14 protein-coding genes are annotated in these 15,708 nt (G+C 72.8%); 2 read left to right on the top strand and 12 right to left on the bottom strand.

Going from position 1 to position 15,708, the window contains the following annotated elements; translation table 11 throughout:
• Positions 1 to 5: 5 nt before the first annotated feature.
• From ACWC24_RS29615 to infC, 9 genes are all read right to left on the bottom strand, one after another.
• Entirely contained in the window at positions 6 to 1,343 is a 1,338-nt protein-coding gene (locus tag ACWC24_RS29615; protein WP_450665953.1) for a transcriptional regulator, read from the bottom strand.
• Positions 1,344 to 1,603: 260 nt separating this feature from the next.
• Positions 1,604 to 2,695: a PP2C family protein-serine/threonine phosphatase gene (locus ACWC24_RS29610; protein ID WP_450665952.1), complete on the bottom strand. Its 1,092-nt coding sequence runs from the start codon at positions 2,693 to 2,695 to the stop codon at positions 1,604 to 1,606.
• A gap of 287 nt (positions 2,696 to 2,982) precedes the next feature.
• Positions 2,983 to 5,499 carry a phenylalanine--tRNA ligase subunit beta gene (gene pheT, locus ACWC24_RS29605; protein ID WP_450665951.1) on the bottom strand — a complete coding sequence of 839 codons (2,517 nt, stop codon included), beginning with the start codon at positions 5,497 to 5,499 and terminating at the stop codon, positions 2,983 to 2,985.
• Entirely contained in the window at positions 5,499 to 6,644 is a 1,146-nt protein-coding gene (pheS, locus tag ACWC24_RS29600; RefSeq protein WP_450665950.1) for a phenylalanine--tRNA ligase subunit alpha, read from the bottom strand. Before pheS ends, pheT begins: the two co-directional genes overlap by 1 nt.
• 132 nt (positions 6,645 to 6,776) lie before the next feature.
• Positions 6,777 to 7,913 (bottom strand): ATP-binding protein, encoded by a 1,137-nt coding sequence (locus tag ACWC24_RS29595; protein ID WP_450665949.1) that lies wholly within the window; start codon positions 7,911 to 7,913, stop codon positions 6,777 to 6,779.
• Positions 7,914 to 8,006: 93 nt separating this feature from the next.
• A complete protein-coding gene (locus ACWC24_RS29590; protein WP_450665948.1) occupies positions 8,007 to 8,867 on the bottom strand; it encodes a TrmH family RNA methyltransferase in 861 nt (286 codons plus the stop codon).
• 137 nt (positions 8,868 to 9,004) lie between these two features.
• Positions 9,005 to 9,388 (bottom strand): 50S ribosomal protein L20, encoded by a 384-nt coding sequence (rplT, locus tag ACWC24_RS29585; protein ID WP_162469411.1) that lies wholly within the window; start codon positions 9,386 to 9,388, stop codon positions 9,005 to 9,007.
• Positions 9,389 to 9,486: 98 nt separating this feature from the next.
• Positions 9,487 to 9,681, bottom strand: a complete 195-nt coding sequence (gene rpmI / locus ACWC24_RS29580; RefSeq protein ID WP_055528302.1) for a 50S ribosomal protein L35 — start codon at positions 9,679 to 9,681, stop codon at positions 9,487 to 9,489.
• Between the two features lie 107 nt (positions 9,682 to 9,788).
• The gene (infC, locus tag ACWC24_RS29575) at positions 9,789 to 10,505 is read right to left on the bottom strand and encodes a translation initiation factor IF-3 (RefSeq protein WP_450665947.1); all 717 of its coding nucleotides are present in this window, start codon (positions 10,503 to 10,505) and stop codon (positions 9,789 to 9,791) included.
• Between the two features lie 361 nt (positions 10,506 to 10,866).
• On the opposite strand from infC, the gene ACWC24_RS29570 reads away from it, so the two are divergent.
• Entirely contained in the window at positions 10,867 to 11,244 is a 378-nt protein-coding gene (locus ACWC24_RS29570; protein WP_450665946.1) for a DUF1844 domain-containing protein, read from the top strand.
• 76 nt (positions 11,245 to 11,320) lie between these two features.
• Here the strand turns inward: ACWC24_RS29570 and ACWC24_RS29565 are convergent, their stop codons facing one another.
• Positions 11,321 to 12,052: an SseB family protein gene (locus ACWC24_RS29565; RefSeq protein ID WP_450665945.1), complete on the bottom strand. Its 732-nt coding sequence runs from the start codon at positions 12,050 to 12,052 to the stop codon at positions 11,321 to 11,323.
• Between the two features lie 150 nt (positions 12,053 to 12,202).
• On the opposite strand from ACWC24_RS29565, the gene ACWC24_RS29560 reads away from it, so the two are divergent.
• The gene (locus ACWC24_RS29560) at positions 12,203 to 13,216 is read left to right on the top strand and encodes a serine hydrolase (RefSeq protein ID WP_450665944.1); all 1,014 of its coding nucleotides are present in this window, start codon (positions 12,203 to 12,205) and stop codon (positions 13,214 to 13,216) included.
• Between the two features lie 94 nt (positions 13,217 to 13,310).
• Here ACWC24_RS29560 and mycP read toward each other — a convergent pair whose 3' ends face one another.
• Both mycP and ACWC24_RS29550 read right to left on the bottom strand, forming a co-directional pair.
• Positions 13,311 to 14,504 carry a type VII secretion-associated serine protease mycosin gene (gene mycP / locus ACWC24_RS29555; RefSeq protein WP_450665943.1) on the bottom strand — a complete coding sequence of 398 codons (1,194 nt, stop codon included), beginning with the start codon at positions 14,502 to 14,504 and terminating at the stop codon, positions 13,311 to 13,313.
• A partial coding sequence (locus ACWC24_RS29550) for a hypothetical protein (protein WP_450665942.1) occupies positions 14,501 to 15,708 on the bottom strand: 1,208 nt, incomplete at its 5' end. The genes ACWC24_RS29550 and mycP, both read right to left, overlap by 4 nt.

Raw genomic sequence — 15,708 nt, 5'->3', positions numbered from 1 at the left:
GGGGTCTACAGCGGTACGCGCAGTGCCCCGTCGATGAGCTCGGCGGCCTCGGCGGTACCGGTCACACCGCTGCGCACCAGGTGTTCGCGCACCTCGCGCAGTCTGTCGCGCACGCGCTGGGACTCCATCCCCCGGGCCTGTTCGGCCATCCGCACCGCGGTGGCCACCGCCTCGTCGGCGTTGCCCCGGCGCAGTTCGATCGTGCTGAGCATCGCGAGCCGGTGCACCCGGCCCCGGTCGTGCGCGGGATTGTCCACGGCGGCCGCCGCGTGCTCCCGGGCGGCGGCCAGTTCACCGAGGCAGAGCAGCGCCTCCGCCACCTGGACGTTGACGAGGCCGGGCTGGACATAGCCGGTCTCGTCGGGCTCGTGTCCGCGCCGGATGCGCTCGGCGGCCGCCTCGGCCCGCCGGATGCAGGACAGGGCGCTCGTGCCGTCGCCCAGGTGGGCGTACGCCTTGGCCTGCATCGCGTACAGATCCGAGGCGAGCGCGGGGGTGATGTGCCGTCCGGCGGTGCGCAGCGCGGCCTCGGCGAAGGCGACGGCCTGGCGGTACTCCCGCATGAACAGCGACTGGTTGACCAGCAGCGCGATGACGTAGGCGCCAAGTCCCCGGTCCCCGCTGGCCTTTGCCAGCCGCAGGGCCTGGTGGAAGTAGCGCTGGGCCAGGCCGTGCGCGTCGGAGTCGTACGCGCAGATCCCGGCGACCGCCACCAACCCGCCGGTGGCCCGGTGGAGTTGGCGGCCGGTGGCGTCGGTGTAGCTGCCGCGCAGCAGCGGGGCCGCCTCGGCGTTGAGGAAGCCCACGATCCGGCTGCGGGTCGCGACGCCGCCTGCCTTGCGGTACATCTGCTCGTAGTGGGTGCGGGCGGCGCGCAGCATCTCGATGTCGGCCGAGGTGACCCGGTGCCGGCCGCCGCGCGAGACGTCGACGTCCTCGGGCGGGTTCTCCCACTCCCACACCGGCATCACGGCTGGCGTACCGGTGACGGCGGGGGCGCCCAGGACGTGCGGGCGCTGCTGTTCGTCGGAGCGCCAGAGCGCGGTGGCACGCTCCACGAAGCCGGAGAGGGTGCCGTGCGGGGCCGACGGCTCGCCCGGGACGCCGAGGCCGATGTCGTCGAGGGTGACCGGCCGGTGCAGCCGGCCCGCCAGCACCTCGCAGATCAGGTCGGGTACCTGGCCGCGCGGCCGCTGCCCCTTCAACCACCGGGCCACGGCGGTGTGTTCGTACCTCAGCGCCAGTCCACGGCCCCGCCCCGCCTGGTTGACGTGCGCGGCCAGCCCGGCATGGGAGATCCCCGCCTCGTCCAGGATCGCGTCGAGCAGAGTGTTGGGCTGCATGGGTGTCCCCCGGTGGATCCGTGCCGACAGAGTAGTGGGTACCGCTTCACACGGGGTGTGAACGGAGTGCGCGAAGCCGCGCTGTACGTGCGCTGTTGCGGAGAGTTCCGGCCCGGTTGACTGAGATGCCTCGCAAGAGGCCGGCCGGGCCGCCGGCTCCCCCTCGAAAAGTACGGCGGCCCGCTTCCCCGCCGTCCGCCCGGCTGCCTGCCCGACACTCCGTGGCGGGGCGGACGGCGGCGGAACACGGCGCCTCGGGCCTACAGGTGGTTCGTCGGCTGAGGGTCGGTGGGCGCGGGCCCCGCCCGCGCCGCCGAGCCGTACGCGTCACCGCTCCGCCGCTGCGCGCAAGTGGGGCCGCGCAGCCGTTCGTTGCGCAGGACGAGCAGGGCCACGTCGTCGGTCGGGCGGTGGCCGACATGCCGACGCAGCGCGGCGAGGACGGTGCGCAGGACCGTCTGCGGGGTGGCCCGGTGGTCGCGGACCGCCTCGGCGATCGCGTCGGGCAGGCGGAAGAACCGGCCGCGGCCGTCGCGTGCGTCCTGCGCCCCGTCCGTGTGGAGCACGAGCGACTCGCCCGGCAGCAACTCTCCCAGGCACTGCGCGGGAAGGTCGTCCGGCAGGGGGAACGGTCCGAGCGGCGGCAGGGGATCGGTGTGGGCCAGGGGTTCGACCCGGCCGTCGCCGACCAGATACGGCCACGGGTGGCCGCAGTTCAGAGCCCGTACCCCGCCGTCGCGGCCGATCTCCAGCAGCAGCACGGTGACGAACTCCTCGGCGACCGGGGTGTCCGGCGGCGCTGCGGCCGAGGGGTGCTCGGTGCGGGCCTGCGCGCGCAGGTGCCGGGCGAGCGCGCGGTCCAGGCGGCGCAGCACACCGCCGAGTTCGGCCTCGTCGTGCACGGCTTCGCGGAAGCTGCCGAGTACGGCGGCGACGGTGCCGAGCGCCCCGATCCCGTGCCCGCGGACGTCGCCCATCACCACCCGGACCCCGTGCTCGGTGGCGAGCGCCTCGTAGAGGTCGCCGCCGACCGAGGCGCCGCGGTCCGCGGAGAGCTGGGCGGCGGCGACACCGAGGCCGTCGAGCCGCGGGGGCAGTGGCCGCAGCAGCACGCTCTGCGCGGCGCCCGCGACCCGGCGGGCCTGTCTGAGCTCGCGCAACAGGGTTCCGCGCACGTGGAGGACCAGCCCCGCGCCGACCGCGCAGAAGACCGCGCTGCTGACGACGCGTGCGCCCAGCCCGTCCTGCTGGGCGAGCGGACAGGCCAGCTTGTATGTGATCGCCACGGCGCCCCACATCGTGGGCATCCCCAGTGAGAGGGTCCTACGCAGCGGCAGCCTGATGCGGAACATGTCGATGGCCCCCCATCCAGGCCCTGACAGCGCAGACCGAACCGGCCCCGAATGGCCGGTTAGATTCTGTCGACCGCACCCCCGCCCGACCCGGAACCCCGACAGATCTCACCCGATCGAGTGAGATAGCAAAAAAGCGCCCCAAAGGGGCGCGAGGAACTGCGCGACCAGCCACGGACAGCCCGCGGCCGACAACCGACCCGCAGTCGGAAAGGGGCGCGGGGAACTGCGCGAACGACCACCGACAACCCGCAGTCGGCAGACGACGCCCAGTCCCCCGCCGGGAACTAACTCCGCAGCGCAGCCCCGGTACGCTCAGCGGCCAGCGCCACCGCAGCGTCCCGCGCAGCCGACGCCTCGTCGACCGTCAGCGTCCGGTCGGCGGCGCGGAAGCGCAGCGCGTACGCGAGGGACTTGTGGCCCGCGCCGAGCTGCTCGTCGTTCTCGTAGACGTCGAACAGCCGGATGGCTTCCAGCAGTTCGCCCGCGCCGTCGCGCAGCGCGGCCTCGACGTCCGCGTGCGGGACCGACTTGTCGACGACCAGGGCGACGTCCTGGGTGGCGACCGGGAACGTGGAGATGGTCGGCGCCTGCGGGGTGTCGTCGCCGACCTCCTCCAGCGCGTCCAGGTTCAGCTCGGCCGCACTGGTGCGGGCCGGCAGGCCGAAGGCCTTGACGACGCGCGGGTGCAGCTCGCCGGCGTGGCCGACGATCCGCTCCGTGCCGTCGGCGGTGACGACGGCCAGCTCGGCGCAGCGGCCCGGGTGCCACGGCCCGTACTTGCCACCGCGCACGATCAGCTCGGCGCCGGCCTCACGGGCGACGGTCCGGGCGGCCTCGACCGCGTCGGCCCAGTCGGCCGGGCGGCCCTTGCCCCACCAGCCGGCCTGCTCGCGGGCGCCCGCGAGGACGACGGCGGCGTGGCGCGGCTGCTCGGGCAGCGCCGCGTCGAGCGTGGCGATCTCCTCCTCGGTGGGACGGCGGTCCACCGGCAGGGAGACGGCGACCCGCTGCTCCTCGCGCGGGTGGAAGACCAGCCCGGTCTCGAAGAGCGCCAGGTCGTGCGAGCCGCGGCCGTCGTTGCGGCGCAGAGCGCCGAGCAGGCCCGGCAGCAGCGACGTGCGCAGCGCGGGCTCCTCGTCGTTGAGCGGGTTGGTCAGCTTGACGACCCGGCGGGCCGGGTCGGCGACGTCGAGGCCGAGCTGGTCGAAGACCTGCTCGCTGATGAACGGGTAGTTCGGCGCCTCGACGTAGCCCGCTCCGGCCAGCGCCCGGCCGACGCGGCGGTGCAGCCGCTGCCGGTGGGTCAGGCCGCGGCCCGAGGGGAGCTTGGGCAGCGTGGAGGGCAGGTTCTCGTAGCCCTCCAGCCGGATGACCTCTTCGGCGAGGTCGTTCGGCTCGGTGAGGTCGGGGCGCCACGACGGCACGGTGACGAGGAGCTCGTCCTGGCCGTAGACGTCGCAGCCGATCTCCTGGAGCCGCCTTACGACGGTCTCGCGGCCGTAGTCCACGCCCGCGACCTTGTCCGGGTGGCCGGCCGGCAGGGCGATGGTGTGCGGCGCGGACGCCGCGACGACCTCGGTGACGCCCGCCTCGGCCGTACCGCCGGCGAGCAGCACCAGCAGGTCCACCGTGCGCTGGGCGGCGGCCGCGGCGGCCTGCGGGTCGACACCGCGCTCGAAGCGCCGGGAGGCCTCCGAGGACAGCTTGTGCCGGCGGGCGGTGCGGGCGATCGACACCTGGTCGAAGTGCGCGGCCTCGATGACGACCTCGGTGCTGGCGTTCTCGACGTCGGCGTGGTCGGCGATCTCGGTGTTGGCGCCGCCCATGACACCGGCGAGGCCGATGGGGCCGCGCTCGTCGGTGATCACCAGGTCCTCGGCGTGCAGGGTGCGCGTGACACCGTCGAGGGTGACGATCTTCTCGCCCTCCTCGGCCCGGCGCACGCCGATGGTGCCCTGGACCAGGTTGCGGTCGTAGGCGTGCAGGGGCTGGCCGAGCTCCATCATCACGTAGTTGGTGACGTCGACGGCGAGCGAGATCGGGCGCATGCCGACCTTCTGGAGCCGGCGCCGCAGCCAGATCGGGGAGCGGGCCTCCGGGTCGAGGCCGGTGACGGTGCGGGCCGTGAAGCGGTCGCAGCCGGCCGGGTCGGAGACCTGGACCGGGTAGCCGAACGCGTTGGGGCCCGGGACGTCGAGCAGCGCGGGGTCGCGCAGCGGCAGACCGTAGGCGATGGCCGTCTCGCGGGCGACGCCGCGGATCGACAGGCAGTCGCCGCGGTTGGCGGTGACGGCGATGTCGAGGACCTCGTCGACCAGCTCCAGCAGCTCGATGGCGTCCTTGCCGACCTCGGTCTCCGGCGGCAGCACGATGATGCCGTGGCTGCCGTCGTCGCCCATGCCCAGCTCGTCGCCGGAGCAGATCATGCCGTGGGAGGTCTTGCCGTACGTCTTGCGGGCGGCGATCGCGAAGTTGCCGGGCAGGACGGCGCCGGGCAGCACCACGACGACCTTGTCCCCGACGGCGAAGTTGCGGGCGCCGCAGACGATCTCCTGGGGCTCGCCGGTGCCGTTGGCGGTGCCGACGTCGACCGTGCAGAAGCGGATCGGCTTCTTGAAGCCCTCCAGCTCCTCGATGGTCAGCACCTGGCCCACCACCAGCGGGCCCTTGAGGTCGGCGCCGAGCTGCTCGACGGTCTCGACCTCCAGGCCGGCCGAGACCAGCTTCTCCTGGACGTCACGGCCGGTTTCGGTGGCCGGCAGGTCGACGTACTCCCGCAGCCAAGAAAGCGGGACCCGCATCAGATCTCCATCCCGAACGGCCGGGTGAACCGGACGTCACCCTCGACCATGTCTCGCATGTCTTCGACGTTGTGGCGGAACATCAGCATCCGTTCGATGCCGAACCCGAAGGCGAAGCCGCTGTACTTCTCCGGGTCGACGCCGCACGCGGTCAGCACCTTGGGGTTGACCATGCCGCAGCCGCCGAGCTCGATCCAGCCCTCGGAGGAGCAGGTGCGGCAGGGCCGGTCGGGGTTGCCGACGGACTCGCCGCGGCAGACGTAGCACACCATGTCCATCTCGGCGGACGGCTCGGTGAACGGGAAGAAGTTCGGCCGCAGCCGGGTCTTCATGCCCTCGCCGAACAGCGACTGGACCATGTGGTCCAGGGTGCCCTTGAGGTCGGCCATGGTCAGGCCCTCGTCCACGGCGAGCAGCTCGACCTGGTGGAAGACCGGGGTGTGGGTCGCGTCCAGCTCGTCGGTGCGGTACACCCGGCCGGGGCAGATCACGTACACCGGCAGCTCGCGCCCCAGCAGGGAACGGATCTGCACGGGCGAGGTGTGGGTGCGCAGCACGACACCGGACTCGGTGCCGCCGTCGCCCGCGGCGGAGCCGCTCTTGGACGCGGTCTGCACGAAGAACGTGTCGGCCTCGCCGCGGGCCGGGTGGTCCGGGCCGATGTTGAGGGCGTCGAAGTTGAACCACTCGGCCTCGGCCTGCGGGCCCTCGGCGACCTCGTAGCCCATGGCCACGAAGACGTCCTCGATGCGCTCCGAGAGCGTGGTCAGCGGGTGGCGGGCGCCGGCCGGTACCCGGTCGTGGGGCAGCGTGACGTCCACCGCCTCCTCGACCAGCACCCGGGCGTCGCGCTCGGCCTCGAGCTCGGTCTGGCGGGTGGCGAGGGCCTTGTTCACTGCGCCCCGGGCCTGGCCGACCAGCTTGCCCGCGGCCGCCTTGGCGTGCGGGGGCAGGGCGCCGATCTCGCGGTTGGCCAGGGCCAGGGGCGAGGTGCCGCCGGTGTGGGCGACCTTGGCCTCCTGCAGCGCGTCGAGCGAGTCCGCGGCGGCGAAGGCGGCGAGCGCCTCGTCCCGCATCCGCTCGATCTCTTCCGGTTTCAACGCCTCGACCTCTACAGGGTCGTACGACTTATTCGGTGCCGACATCTCTTCCCGTGCTTCCGGTTGGCTGGCTGAAGGTCCCCGTCACCGACTCGCTCGAGGAGCCGCCCCGGGACACAAAGGTGCCAAAGGCCGAGTCTAACGGGGTGAGGACGAACGGATGCGCCCGCGGGCTGCTCAGACCAGGTAGGCCGGCATGCTCACGGGCAACGTAAATCGGAACTCCGCGCCGCCGCCGGGCGCGCGGCCCACCGTGATGAGGCCGCCGTGGGCCTCGACGATGCCCTTGACGATGTACAGCCCCAGGCCCGTGCCGCCGCGCTTGCTGCCCCGCCAGAAGCGGGTGAAGACGCGGTTCATGGACTCCTCCGGGATGCCGGGGCCCTCGTCACTCACTGTGACGGACGTGCCGGTGTCCTCCCCTTCGCGGGGGGACGCCGAGGGCGTGACGTCAATCGTGACGGTTCCCTCGCCGTGGCGCACCGCATTTTCCAGCAGGTTGCTCAGCACCTGGTCGACCTTGTCGGGGTCGGCCCACAGCGCGGGCAGCGGCTGCTCGATCCGCAGCAGGAAGCGGTCGGCGGGCTGGCCCGCGGCGACGTACGCCTGGATGTGCCGGCCCACGGCCGCGCCCATGTCGACGGGCTGGCGGCGCAGCTCCAGACGGCCGGAGTCGATGCGCGAGATGTCCAGCAGTTCGGCGATGAGCCGGGTGACGCGGTCGGCGTCGGCGTCCACGGTCTCCAGCATCAGCCGCTTCTGGTCGTCGGTGAACCGTTCCCACTTGGCCAGCAGGGTGGCGGTGAATCCCTTGACGGAGGTCAGCGGCGAGCGCAGTTCGTGGGCGACGGTCGCGATCAGTTCGGCGTGACTGCGTTCGGTGCGGCGGCGCGCCTCGGTGTCACGGAGGGTGACGACGAGACGGTGGAGGGGGCCGGTGGGGCGGGTGCGGACGTAGCGTGCGGACACCAGCACCTCCCGGCCGCCGGGCAGCAGCAGGTTGCGCTCGGGCTGGCGGACCCGGATGGACAGTCCGCCGTAGGGGTCGGTCAGCTGCCACCAGCGCCGGCCCTCCAGGTCCTCCAGCGGCAGCGCCTTCTCCAGTCGCTGTCCCAGGGCGTCGGCGGCGGGGGTGGTGGTGATACGGGCGGCGGCGGCGTTGAAGCACACGATGTGGCCGTGCTCGTCGGCGATCACCAGGCCGTCGGGGAGCTCGTCGGGGTCGATGCCGGACCCGGCGGGATCACCGCAGCGGGGGGCGGGCACATGACCCGCCGCGCTCGCTTCCGGTGCGCCGCTCGTGCCGACACTCATCCCGGTACCCCACCTCTCTGACGGCATGGGGGGTCCCCCGTGCCGGCGCGCAGCCGAGAGCTCGGGGGGACGACCCCCGGGCTGGTCACCCTACTAGCTCTCGGTGACGGAGCGGCACCCTCCGGAGGCGCGCTGTGCACGGGCCGACGCATAGAGACATACGGCGGCCGCGGTGGCGAGGTTCAGGCTCTCGGCCCTTCCGTGGATCGGGACGCGCACGACGGCGTCGGCCAGCGCGCGGGTCTCCTCCGGGAGCCCCCAGGCCTCGTTGCCGAACACCCAGGCGGTGGGGCCGCCCATGGTGCCCTGGTCGAGTTCGTCGTCGAGGTCGTCGCTGCCTGCTCCGTCGGCGGCGAGAATGCGCACGCCCGCTTCCTTGAGTCCGGCCACGGCCCGCTCGACGGGTACGCCGACGGCGACCGGGAGGTGGAAGAGAGAGCCGACGGAGGCGCGCACGGCCTTGGGGTTGTACAGGTCGACGGAGGCGTCGGTCAGCACGACCGCCTCGGCTCCGGCGGCGTCGGCGCAGCGCAGCACGGTGCCGGCGTTGCCGGGGTCGCGGACGTTGGCGAGGACGGCGACGAGCCGGGGGCGGGCGGCGAGGATCTCCTCGAAGGGGGTGTCGAGGAACCGGCAGACCCCGACGAGTCCCTGCGGGGTGACGGTGGTCGAGATGTCCTCGATGACCTGCTCGTCGGCGAGGTGGACCCGGGCGCCGACGGCGCGGGCCTGCCCGACGATGTCGGCGTAGCGCTCGGCGGCCTCGACCGTGGCGAACAGCTCGACGAGCGTGGACCCCGCGTCGTCGCGGTGGCCGGCGGCCTCGCGCACGGCCTGCGGCCCCTCCGCGAGGAACAGCCGCTCCTTGCCCCGGAAGTTCCGCCGGGCGAGCCGCCGCGCGGCCGAGACGCGGGGGGAACGGGGGGAGATCAGCTCGGGGGCGACGGGAGGCATGGGGTTCACCTTCGGAAGTCCAGGGGTTCTTGTTCGCTCCGCCGGGGGCCGGGCCGGCGTGCAGACAGAGTCGGACCCGCAGGCTGGTTCAGCCTGCGGGTCCGATCACGTCACGTCCGGCTCGGGCCGGAGCGGCGTCACGCAGCCTTCGGCGCGTTCACGTCCGCCGGCAGGGCCTTCTGGGCCACCTCGACGAGCGCGGCGAACGCACCGGCGTCGTTGACGGCCAGCTCGGCCAGGATCTTGCGGTCGACCTCGACGTTCGCGGCCTTCAGACCCTGGATGAGGCGGTTGTACGTCATGCCGTTCTGGCGGGCCGCAGCGTTGATGCGCTGGATCCACAGCTGACGGAAGTCGCCCTTGCGCTTCTTGCGGTCGTTGTAGTTGTAGACCAGCGAGTGGGTGACCTGCTCCTTGGCCTTGCGGTACAGGCGCGAACGCTGACCGCGGTAGCCGGAGGCCGCCTCGAGGATCGCCCGGCGCTTCTTGTGGGCGTTGACTGCCCGCTTGACGCGTGCCACTTGTTTAACTCCTTGTAGCGGGGCCGTGGTTGTCTTCACACGGCCCGGAATCGATGGGGTCCCGGTCCAGACGTACGGCGCTCAGCGGCGCCCGTACGTCACTTGCCGAGAAGCTTCTTGATCTTCGCGGTGTCGCCGGGAGCCATCTCGGCGGTGCCGGTGAGGCGGCGCGTCACGCGGGACGACTTGTGCTCGAGCAGGTGGCGCTTGCCGGCGCGCTCACGGAGCACCTTGCCGGAGCCGGTGATCTTGAAGCGCTTGCTGGCACCGCTGTGCGACTTGTTCTTCGGCATAGCGCCGTTATCTCCTCGTCGGTGGCGCTCCTGTGCCCGGTCGTCAAACCGGGCACGGTGGAGCGTCGTCTTGTATCGGTTACATCCTGGGACTCGCGTCCCGGGGGTCACGCCTCGGCGTGCTCCTCGGCGGGCGCCTCGACCTCGGCCGCGGCCTCGGTGTCGACCTTGGCATCGGCCTCGGAGTCGGCGTCGGCGTCCGCGGGGTTCTGCGAGCGGCCGGGGTTGGCCTTCGCTTCCGCCTTGCGGGCTTCCTGCGCCTGCCGGGCCTCGGCCATCGCCTCGGTCTTCTTCTTGTGCGGACCGAGAACCATGATCATGTTTCGGCCGTCCTGCTTCGGGTTCGACTCGACGAAACCGAGGTCCTGGACGTCCTCCGCGAGACGCTGGAGCAGTCGGTAGCCCAGCTCCGGGCGGGACTGCTCGCGACCACGGAACATGATCGTGATCTTGACCTTGTCGCCCTGCTTGAGGAACCGGACGACGTGACCCTTTTTGGTGTCATAGTCGTGCGGGTCGATCTTCGGCCGGAGCTTCATTTCCTTGATGACCGTGTGCGCCTGGTTCTTGCGCGCCTCACGGGCCTTCATGGCCGACTCGTACTTGAACTTCCCGTAGTCCATGAGCTTGCAGACCGGCGGACGCGCGCTCGCCGCCACCTCAACCAGGTCGAGGTCGTACTCCTGCGCAAGCTCCAGCGCCTTGGCAAGCGGAACAATCCCGACCTGCTCGCCGCTGGGACCGACAAGTCGCACTTCGGGAACGCGAATCCGGTCGTTGATGCGGGGCTCGGTGCTGATGGATCCTCCTCGGTAGCACCACACGGCGGTCTGGCGGACAGCCGCGTAACGTCTTTGTTCGTTAGACCTAACCGCACCGAGACACAAAAAATGCCCCGGACGATCACAGGCGGGGCTCCTCGAACTACCGGAGCACCGCCGCGGTGAACGCGGGGCGCACTATCGGGCGGACCGCCGTCACGAAGAAACGGCGCCGCCTGACCGGTGACCCGCCGCCCCGGAGGGCGGTCAGGTGGGAGTTCGAAGCCTCCACTTGCAGGTCGGATCCGTCTGCCGTGGGCATACGTATCCGACCGGTCGTTACACAAGGTTAGCAGCATCGGTCCGGAACGGCTAATTGAGGCCAAGTGGGGCCCGTTCCCGTCCGGGACCTATCGTGTGGGGCATGAGTGAGACCTCCCCCTCGGACACCCCCGAGACCCCCGGCACGAACGACTTCGACGCCATGACCCGCGACATCGCCGAGGTCCCCGCGGTCGAGGTGATCGTGACGGTGGCCGTCAACCTGATGAGCGCCGCCGCCGTGAAGCTCGGCCTGACCGACGAGGGCGACGAGTACAAGGACCTGGACGAGGCCCGCAAGCTGGTGCACGCCCTCGCCGGTCTGCTGGACGCGAGCACCACCGAGATCAGCTCGTTCCACGCGGCGCCGCTGCGCGACGGGCTGAAGTCGCTCCAGCTCGCCTTCCGCGAGGCGTCGATCGTCCCGGACGAGCCCGGCCAGGGCCCCGGCGAGAAGTACACGGGACCGGTCTACGGCTAGTCCCGTAGACCCGAACGCCAGAAGCGAATCCACGGCCGGCCCGTCCGGCCCGGTACGCGGCCGGGGCCCGGTGGCCTCAGTCGCGTACGTACAGGGGCTCGCCCGGTGGCGTCGTCCCGGCCGGCAGCACTGCCAGGTCGAGGCCGCGCACCAGGCGGGCCCTCAGTGTCTCGTCGGCGGCCAGCCGCCCGGCGAGCGCGCGGGCGGCCTCGGCCGGGACGGCGTCCGGGTCCAGGACCAGAGCCAGGGTGCCGTCGGCCTGCCCGGGGCCGAGGTAGGCCCGCAGCACGGCGGGCTCGGCGGCCACCGCGGCGCGCACCGCCTCGACGACGGCCGGATCGGCGAGCGGCTCGGCCGTCGTACGGCCCTCGGCGAGCGCCCGCAGCGCCGCCCCCGTCAGCTCGTAGGGCACCGGCCCCGCCAGATCCAGCACGACGGTGTCGGCCTTCTCGTGCGCCGCGGCCTTCAGTGCCTGGTGCAGGGGTACGGCCACGGGACGCGCCTGGGGGTCCCAGCGGGCCAGCGAGTCGGTGGACGTGAAGGCCGGCAGGGCGGTGCGCGCTCCCGCCTTCAGTGTCGGCACGGCCATGTCGCTGGTCTTCTCGCGGCGCAGCCCGTTCTCGTCCTCCTCGACCTCGCCGAGCACGGCGACGACGGGGACGAGCAGCCGGGCGTCCCTGAGCGCCTCCAGGACGGGGCCCACTGCGGTGCGGTCCGCGTCCCAGGCGGCCAGCGCGGCGCTGAGCCGGGGATCGGCGGAGCCGTCGTCGTCGGAGAAGCCGGGGTCGGGAATGTTCTTGTTCGCCACGGTCACCGACCCTATAGGTGGGATGCTGCCGCGCTTGTGCGGCCCCTGAAACCGGGCGGACACCGAACTCACAGGTTTCTCAGATTTCCCTGACGAAGCTCTAACTTCGGTCTAACGGCGCGCACAGTCGCCGCGGCCAGCATCTCGGGCATGGAGTCCTCCAGAGCCCGCCGAGGCCGCCGCGCCCGCCCCTCGCGCCGCCGCCCCCTGCTCCACATCGCCCTCGCCTCGGTCGTGATCGTCGGCGGCACGGCCCTGGGCACGGTGTACGTCAAGGCCCAGGCGCACTCGGCGACGGACGCCGTATCGTCGTCGCCGTCGCCGTCGGCCACCTCCTCGCCGTCGGCCGACGGAGAGGCGTCGGTGGAACCCGTGACGGAGCCCTCGGTGGACCGCGGACGACTGCTGGCCGACGCGCTGGCGTCGGTGACCGTGCCGAAGCGCGCGCGGATGTCGGCGGCGGTCCTGGACCTGGAGTCCGGCGAGAGCGCCGCGTACGGGGACGCCGCCTTCGACACGGCGAGCATCGTCAAGGTCGACATCCTGGCGACGCTGCTGCTCCAGGCGCAGGACGCCGGCCGGCATCTCACCGCGGCGGAGAAGACGTACGCCACCGCGATGATCGAGAACAGCGACAACGCCTCCGCGTCGGCGCTGTGGGAGATCATCGGCGAGGCGGAGGGCCTCGACGCCGCGAACAAGCGGTTCGGGCTGACGGACACCTCTGGCGGCGACGGCATGCTGTGGGGGCTGACCCGTACGACGGCCGCGGACCAGCTGAAGCTGCTCCAGCAGGTCTTCGGGGACGACGCGAAGCTGAGCGCGGCCTCACAGGCGTATGTCCAGGGGCTGATGCGGCAGATCGCCACCGACCAGCACTGGGGCGTCTCGGCCGCCGCCGACGGTACCGCGTGGGCGCTGAAGAACGGCTGGCTGGCGCGCAGCACCACCGGGCTGTGGGACATCAACAGCATCGGGCGGGTGACGGTCGACGGCCACGACTACCTGGTGGCCGTGCTGTCCGACGGCAACGCGACACAGGCCAAGGGCATCTCGCTGGTCGAGGCGGCGGCACGGGCGGCGGTCTCGGGGTTCACCGGAAGCGACGTCGGGTCGTCCTCGGCGTCCGCCTCCACGGCGGCGTCGTCGTCCGTATCCGGCTGAGCCGGCCGTCCGGTCACCGGACGGCCGTCACCGGGCGGCCGACGGTCCGATCCGGGCGGCGGTCCGGCCGTCCGGGCGGCGGTCGGGTCCGGGCCTAGAACTCGTCCTGGCGACGGTGGGTGCGGCGGCTTCGCCACATGACGACCGCGACGACCAGCAGCACGCCGCCGACGCTGCCCGCCAGCGGACCCGCCCAGCTCGACATGTCGCCGTCCGCCTCGGCGGCATCGGGCCCGGAGCCGAAGTACTTCTGACCGTACGCGGCTGCCTTCAGGCCCTCCGGATCGAGGCGGCCCGCGGCCTTGAGGGCGGCGGCCGGATCGATGAAGCCGAAGCCGCGGGAGTCGTCGCGTCCGCCGCTGGGCGCGTTGCGGGCGGTGTCCTCCAGGAGCTTCTTGATCTGGGCCGGGCTCAGACCCGGGTGGGCCGCCTTGACGAGGGCCACCGCGCCGGAGACGAAGGCGGAGGCCGCGCTGGTGCCCCAGCCCTCGTAGTAGCGGTGGTCCGGGGCCGCGATGACGACGTCGACGCCGGGCGCGCTGACCGTGGCGTACCAGCGGCGGGTGGAGAAGGAGGCGCGGGTGCCGTAGCGGTCGACGGCGGTCGCGGCGATCACGCCCGGGTAGGCGGCCGGGTAGGAGATGTGGTCGCCCTTCTCGCCGCCGTTGCCCGCCGAGGCGACGACGACGGCGCCCTTCTTCAGGGCGTACTGGATGGCCTCGTCCTCGCCGGGCTCCGGGTGCGCGGAGGAGGAGTCGTCGCCCAGCGAGAGGTTGATGACGTCGGCGCCGTGGTCGGCGGCCCAGCGGATGCCCTCGGCCAGGGCGTTGCCGCGGGTGGTGCGGGCCTTGGACCGGGAGCGGTCGTCGTCCTCCAGGATCACGCGGACGGGGAGGATCTTGGCCTCGGGGGCGATGCCCATGACGCCGGCGCCGTCCCCGGCACCGTGTCCGTGACCGGCGATGATCCCGGCCATCGCGGTGCCGTGCCGGGCCCAGGAGTCGTCACCGGGCTTCGCGCCGAAGCCGACCAGGTCGGTACCCGCCAGGACGTTGCCGTCGAGGTCGGGGTGGTCGTCCTCGACACCGGTGTCGAGGACGGCGACGGTGATGCCCTTCCCCTTGGTGGTCCGCCAGGCCTGCTGGGTGTGCATGGCGTCGAGCGCCCACTGCTGGGCGCGGATGCCGTCGGCGTGCGCGGGGACGGCCGGCGCGAGGGCGAGGGAGGCGGCCAGGAGCGAGCCGACGAGTCCGGCGCGGCAGGTCGTACGGGACGTACGGCTGTTCATGACGGTTCCTCCGTGGCCGCGTCGGCGGTCTTGCGGAACGCGCGTTCGATGCGGTCGGCCAGGCCCTGGGCCTCGTTGCCGAGACCGGCCTGCGCGGGGTCCGTGGTGGCGCTGGACTGCGTGGCGTCGGCCGCGGGCTGCGGGGTGTCGACGCTGCGGCCGTCGGCCCAGCCGGAGACGGCGAAGACGACCACGGGGGTGTCCGTCAGCACGGAGACGGTCCACGAGGCACGCTGCTTGTCGCCGAAGGCGGCGGCGACGGTGTCCTTCGCCGCGTACGGGCGGGGCATGAGGTCGGCGCGGCGGTCGAGCCCCTCCTTGCGGAACCGGGCGTCCAGGGCGCTCATGGTCGCGGCGTCCGCCTTGGTGAAGAGCAGGCCGACGGTGGTGACGTAGCTGCGGGTCGCGTCCGTGTAGGTGGCGCGCAGCAGGCGTCGGCAGCCGGCCGGGGCGAGGACCTTGTGCAGCAAGGGGTCGAACGCGTTCTGGCAGCCGGTGTCCGGGGCGACGGCGATCCGCGTCCAGGTCCGGTCGGCGCCGCCCGGACCGGCTCCGGTGCCCTGCACGGTGGGCGGGAAGAGCTGGTCCACGGGGATGCTGTGCCACAGTTCGGCGGCTGCCGCGAAGGAGTCCTGGGCGCCGTCGTCCCCGGACCCGCCGATCAGCCAACTGCCCGTCGCGGCACCGCCGATGAGCCCGAATCCGAGCACCACGCAGACGGCCGCGACGGTGGTGCGGGAGCGCAGGCGCGCCGCGAAGGGCACCGGCCGCGTCCGCTCGTCGTATCCCTCCGGCTCCCCGAACGTCACGACGGGACGGTCCGCGGGCGGCATCATCGCGGTCCAGGAGAGCGCCGGGTCCGGGGTCACGGGCGCGGCGGGCGTGCCCGTGGAGTGCGGGGGCGCGGGGTGCGGAGGCAGGCCGGGGGCACCCGGGGTGCCGGGCGGCGCGGGGTGCGGCGGCATGGCGAAGGCCGCGGGCGGAGTCAGAGGCGTCCAGGCCTCGGGCTCGGTCGCCCAGGCCTCGGCCTCGGTCGTCCAGGCCTCGGGCTCGGCCTCGCCGGTCCGGCCCGCGTCAGGTCCGGGGCGGCCCGGCGCGACGGCGCCGAAGCCGACGGCGGCCTCCGCGGCGTCGGCCCGCTTCGGGGGTACGGCACCGGGGCCGCCGAAGGCGGTGGCGGGCGGCACGGTGGCCGACGGGACAC

The organism is Streptomyces sp. NPDC001443 (assembly GCF_053597355.1).
Note: the sequence above shows the minus strand (reverse complement) of the source record. Positions and strands in the feature narration are given on the sequence as shown.

What these genes read in the sequence shown, in the direction of transcription:
- ACWC24_RS29615 (WP_450665953.1), bottom strand. Translation starts at nt 1,343, where the DNA reads ATGCAGCCCAACACTCTGCTCGACGCGATCCTGGACGAGGCGGGGATC.
- ACWC24_RS29560 (WP_450665944.1), top strand. Translation starts at nt 12,203, where the DNA reads ATGGAGTCCTCCAGAGCCCGCCGAGGCCGCCGCGCCCGCCCCTCGCGC.
- ACWC24_RS29570 (WP_450665946.1), top strand. Translation starts at nt 10,867, where the DNA reads ATGAGTGAGACCTCCCCCTCGGACACCCCCGAGACCCCCGGCACGAAC.
- ACWC24_RS29590 (WP_450665948.1), bottom strand. Translation starts at nt 8,867, where the DNA reads ATGCCTCCCGTCGCCCCCGAGCTGATCTCCCCCCGTTCCCCCCGCGTC.
- mycP (WP_450665943.1), bottom strand. Translation starts at nt 14,504, where the DNA reads ATGAACAGCCGTACGTCCCGTACGACCTGCCGCGCCGGACTCGTCGGC.
- pheT (WP_450665951.1), bottom strand. Translation starts at nt 5,499, where the DNA reads ATGCGGGTCCCGCTTTCTTGGCTGCGGGAGTACGTCGACCTGCCGGCC.
- ACWC24_RS29610 (WP_450665952.1), bottom strand. Translation starts at nt 2,695, where the DNA reads ATGTTCCGCATCAGGCTGCCGCTGCGTAGGACCCTCTCACTGGGGATG.
- rpmI (WP_055528302.1), bottom strand. Translation starts at nt 9,681, where the DNA reads ATGCCGAAGAACAAGTCGCACAGCGGTGCCAGCAAGCGCTTCAAGATC.
- pheS (WP_450665950.1), bottom strand. Translation starts at nt 6,644, where the DNA reads ATGTCGGCACCGAATAAGTCGTACGACCCTGTAGAGGTCGAGGCGTTG.
- ACWC24_RS29595 (WP_450665949.1), bottom strand. Translation starts at nt 7,913, where the DNA reads ATGAGTGTCGGCACGAGCGGCGCACCGGAAGCGAGCGCGGCGGGTCAT.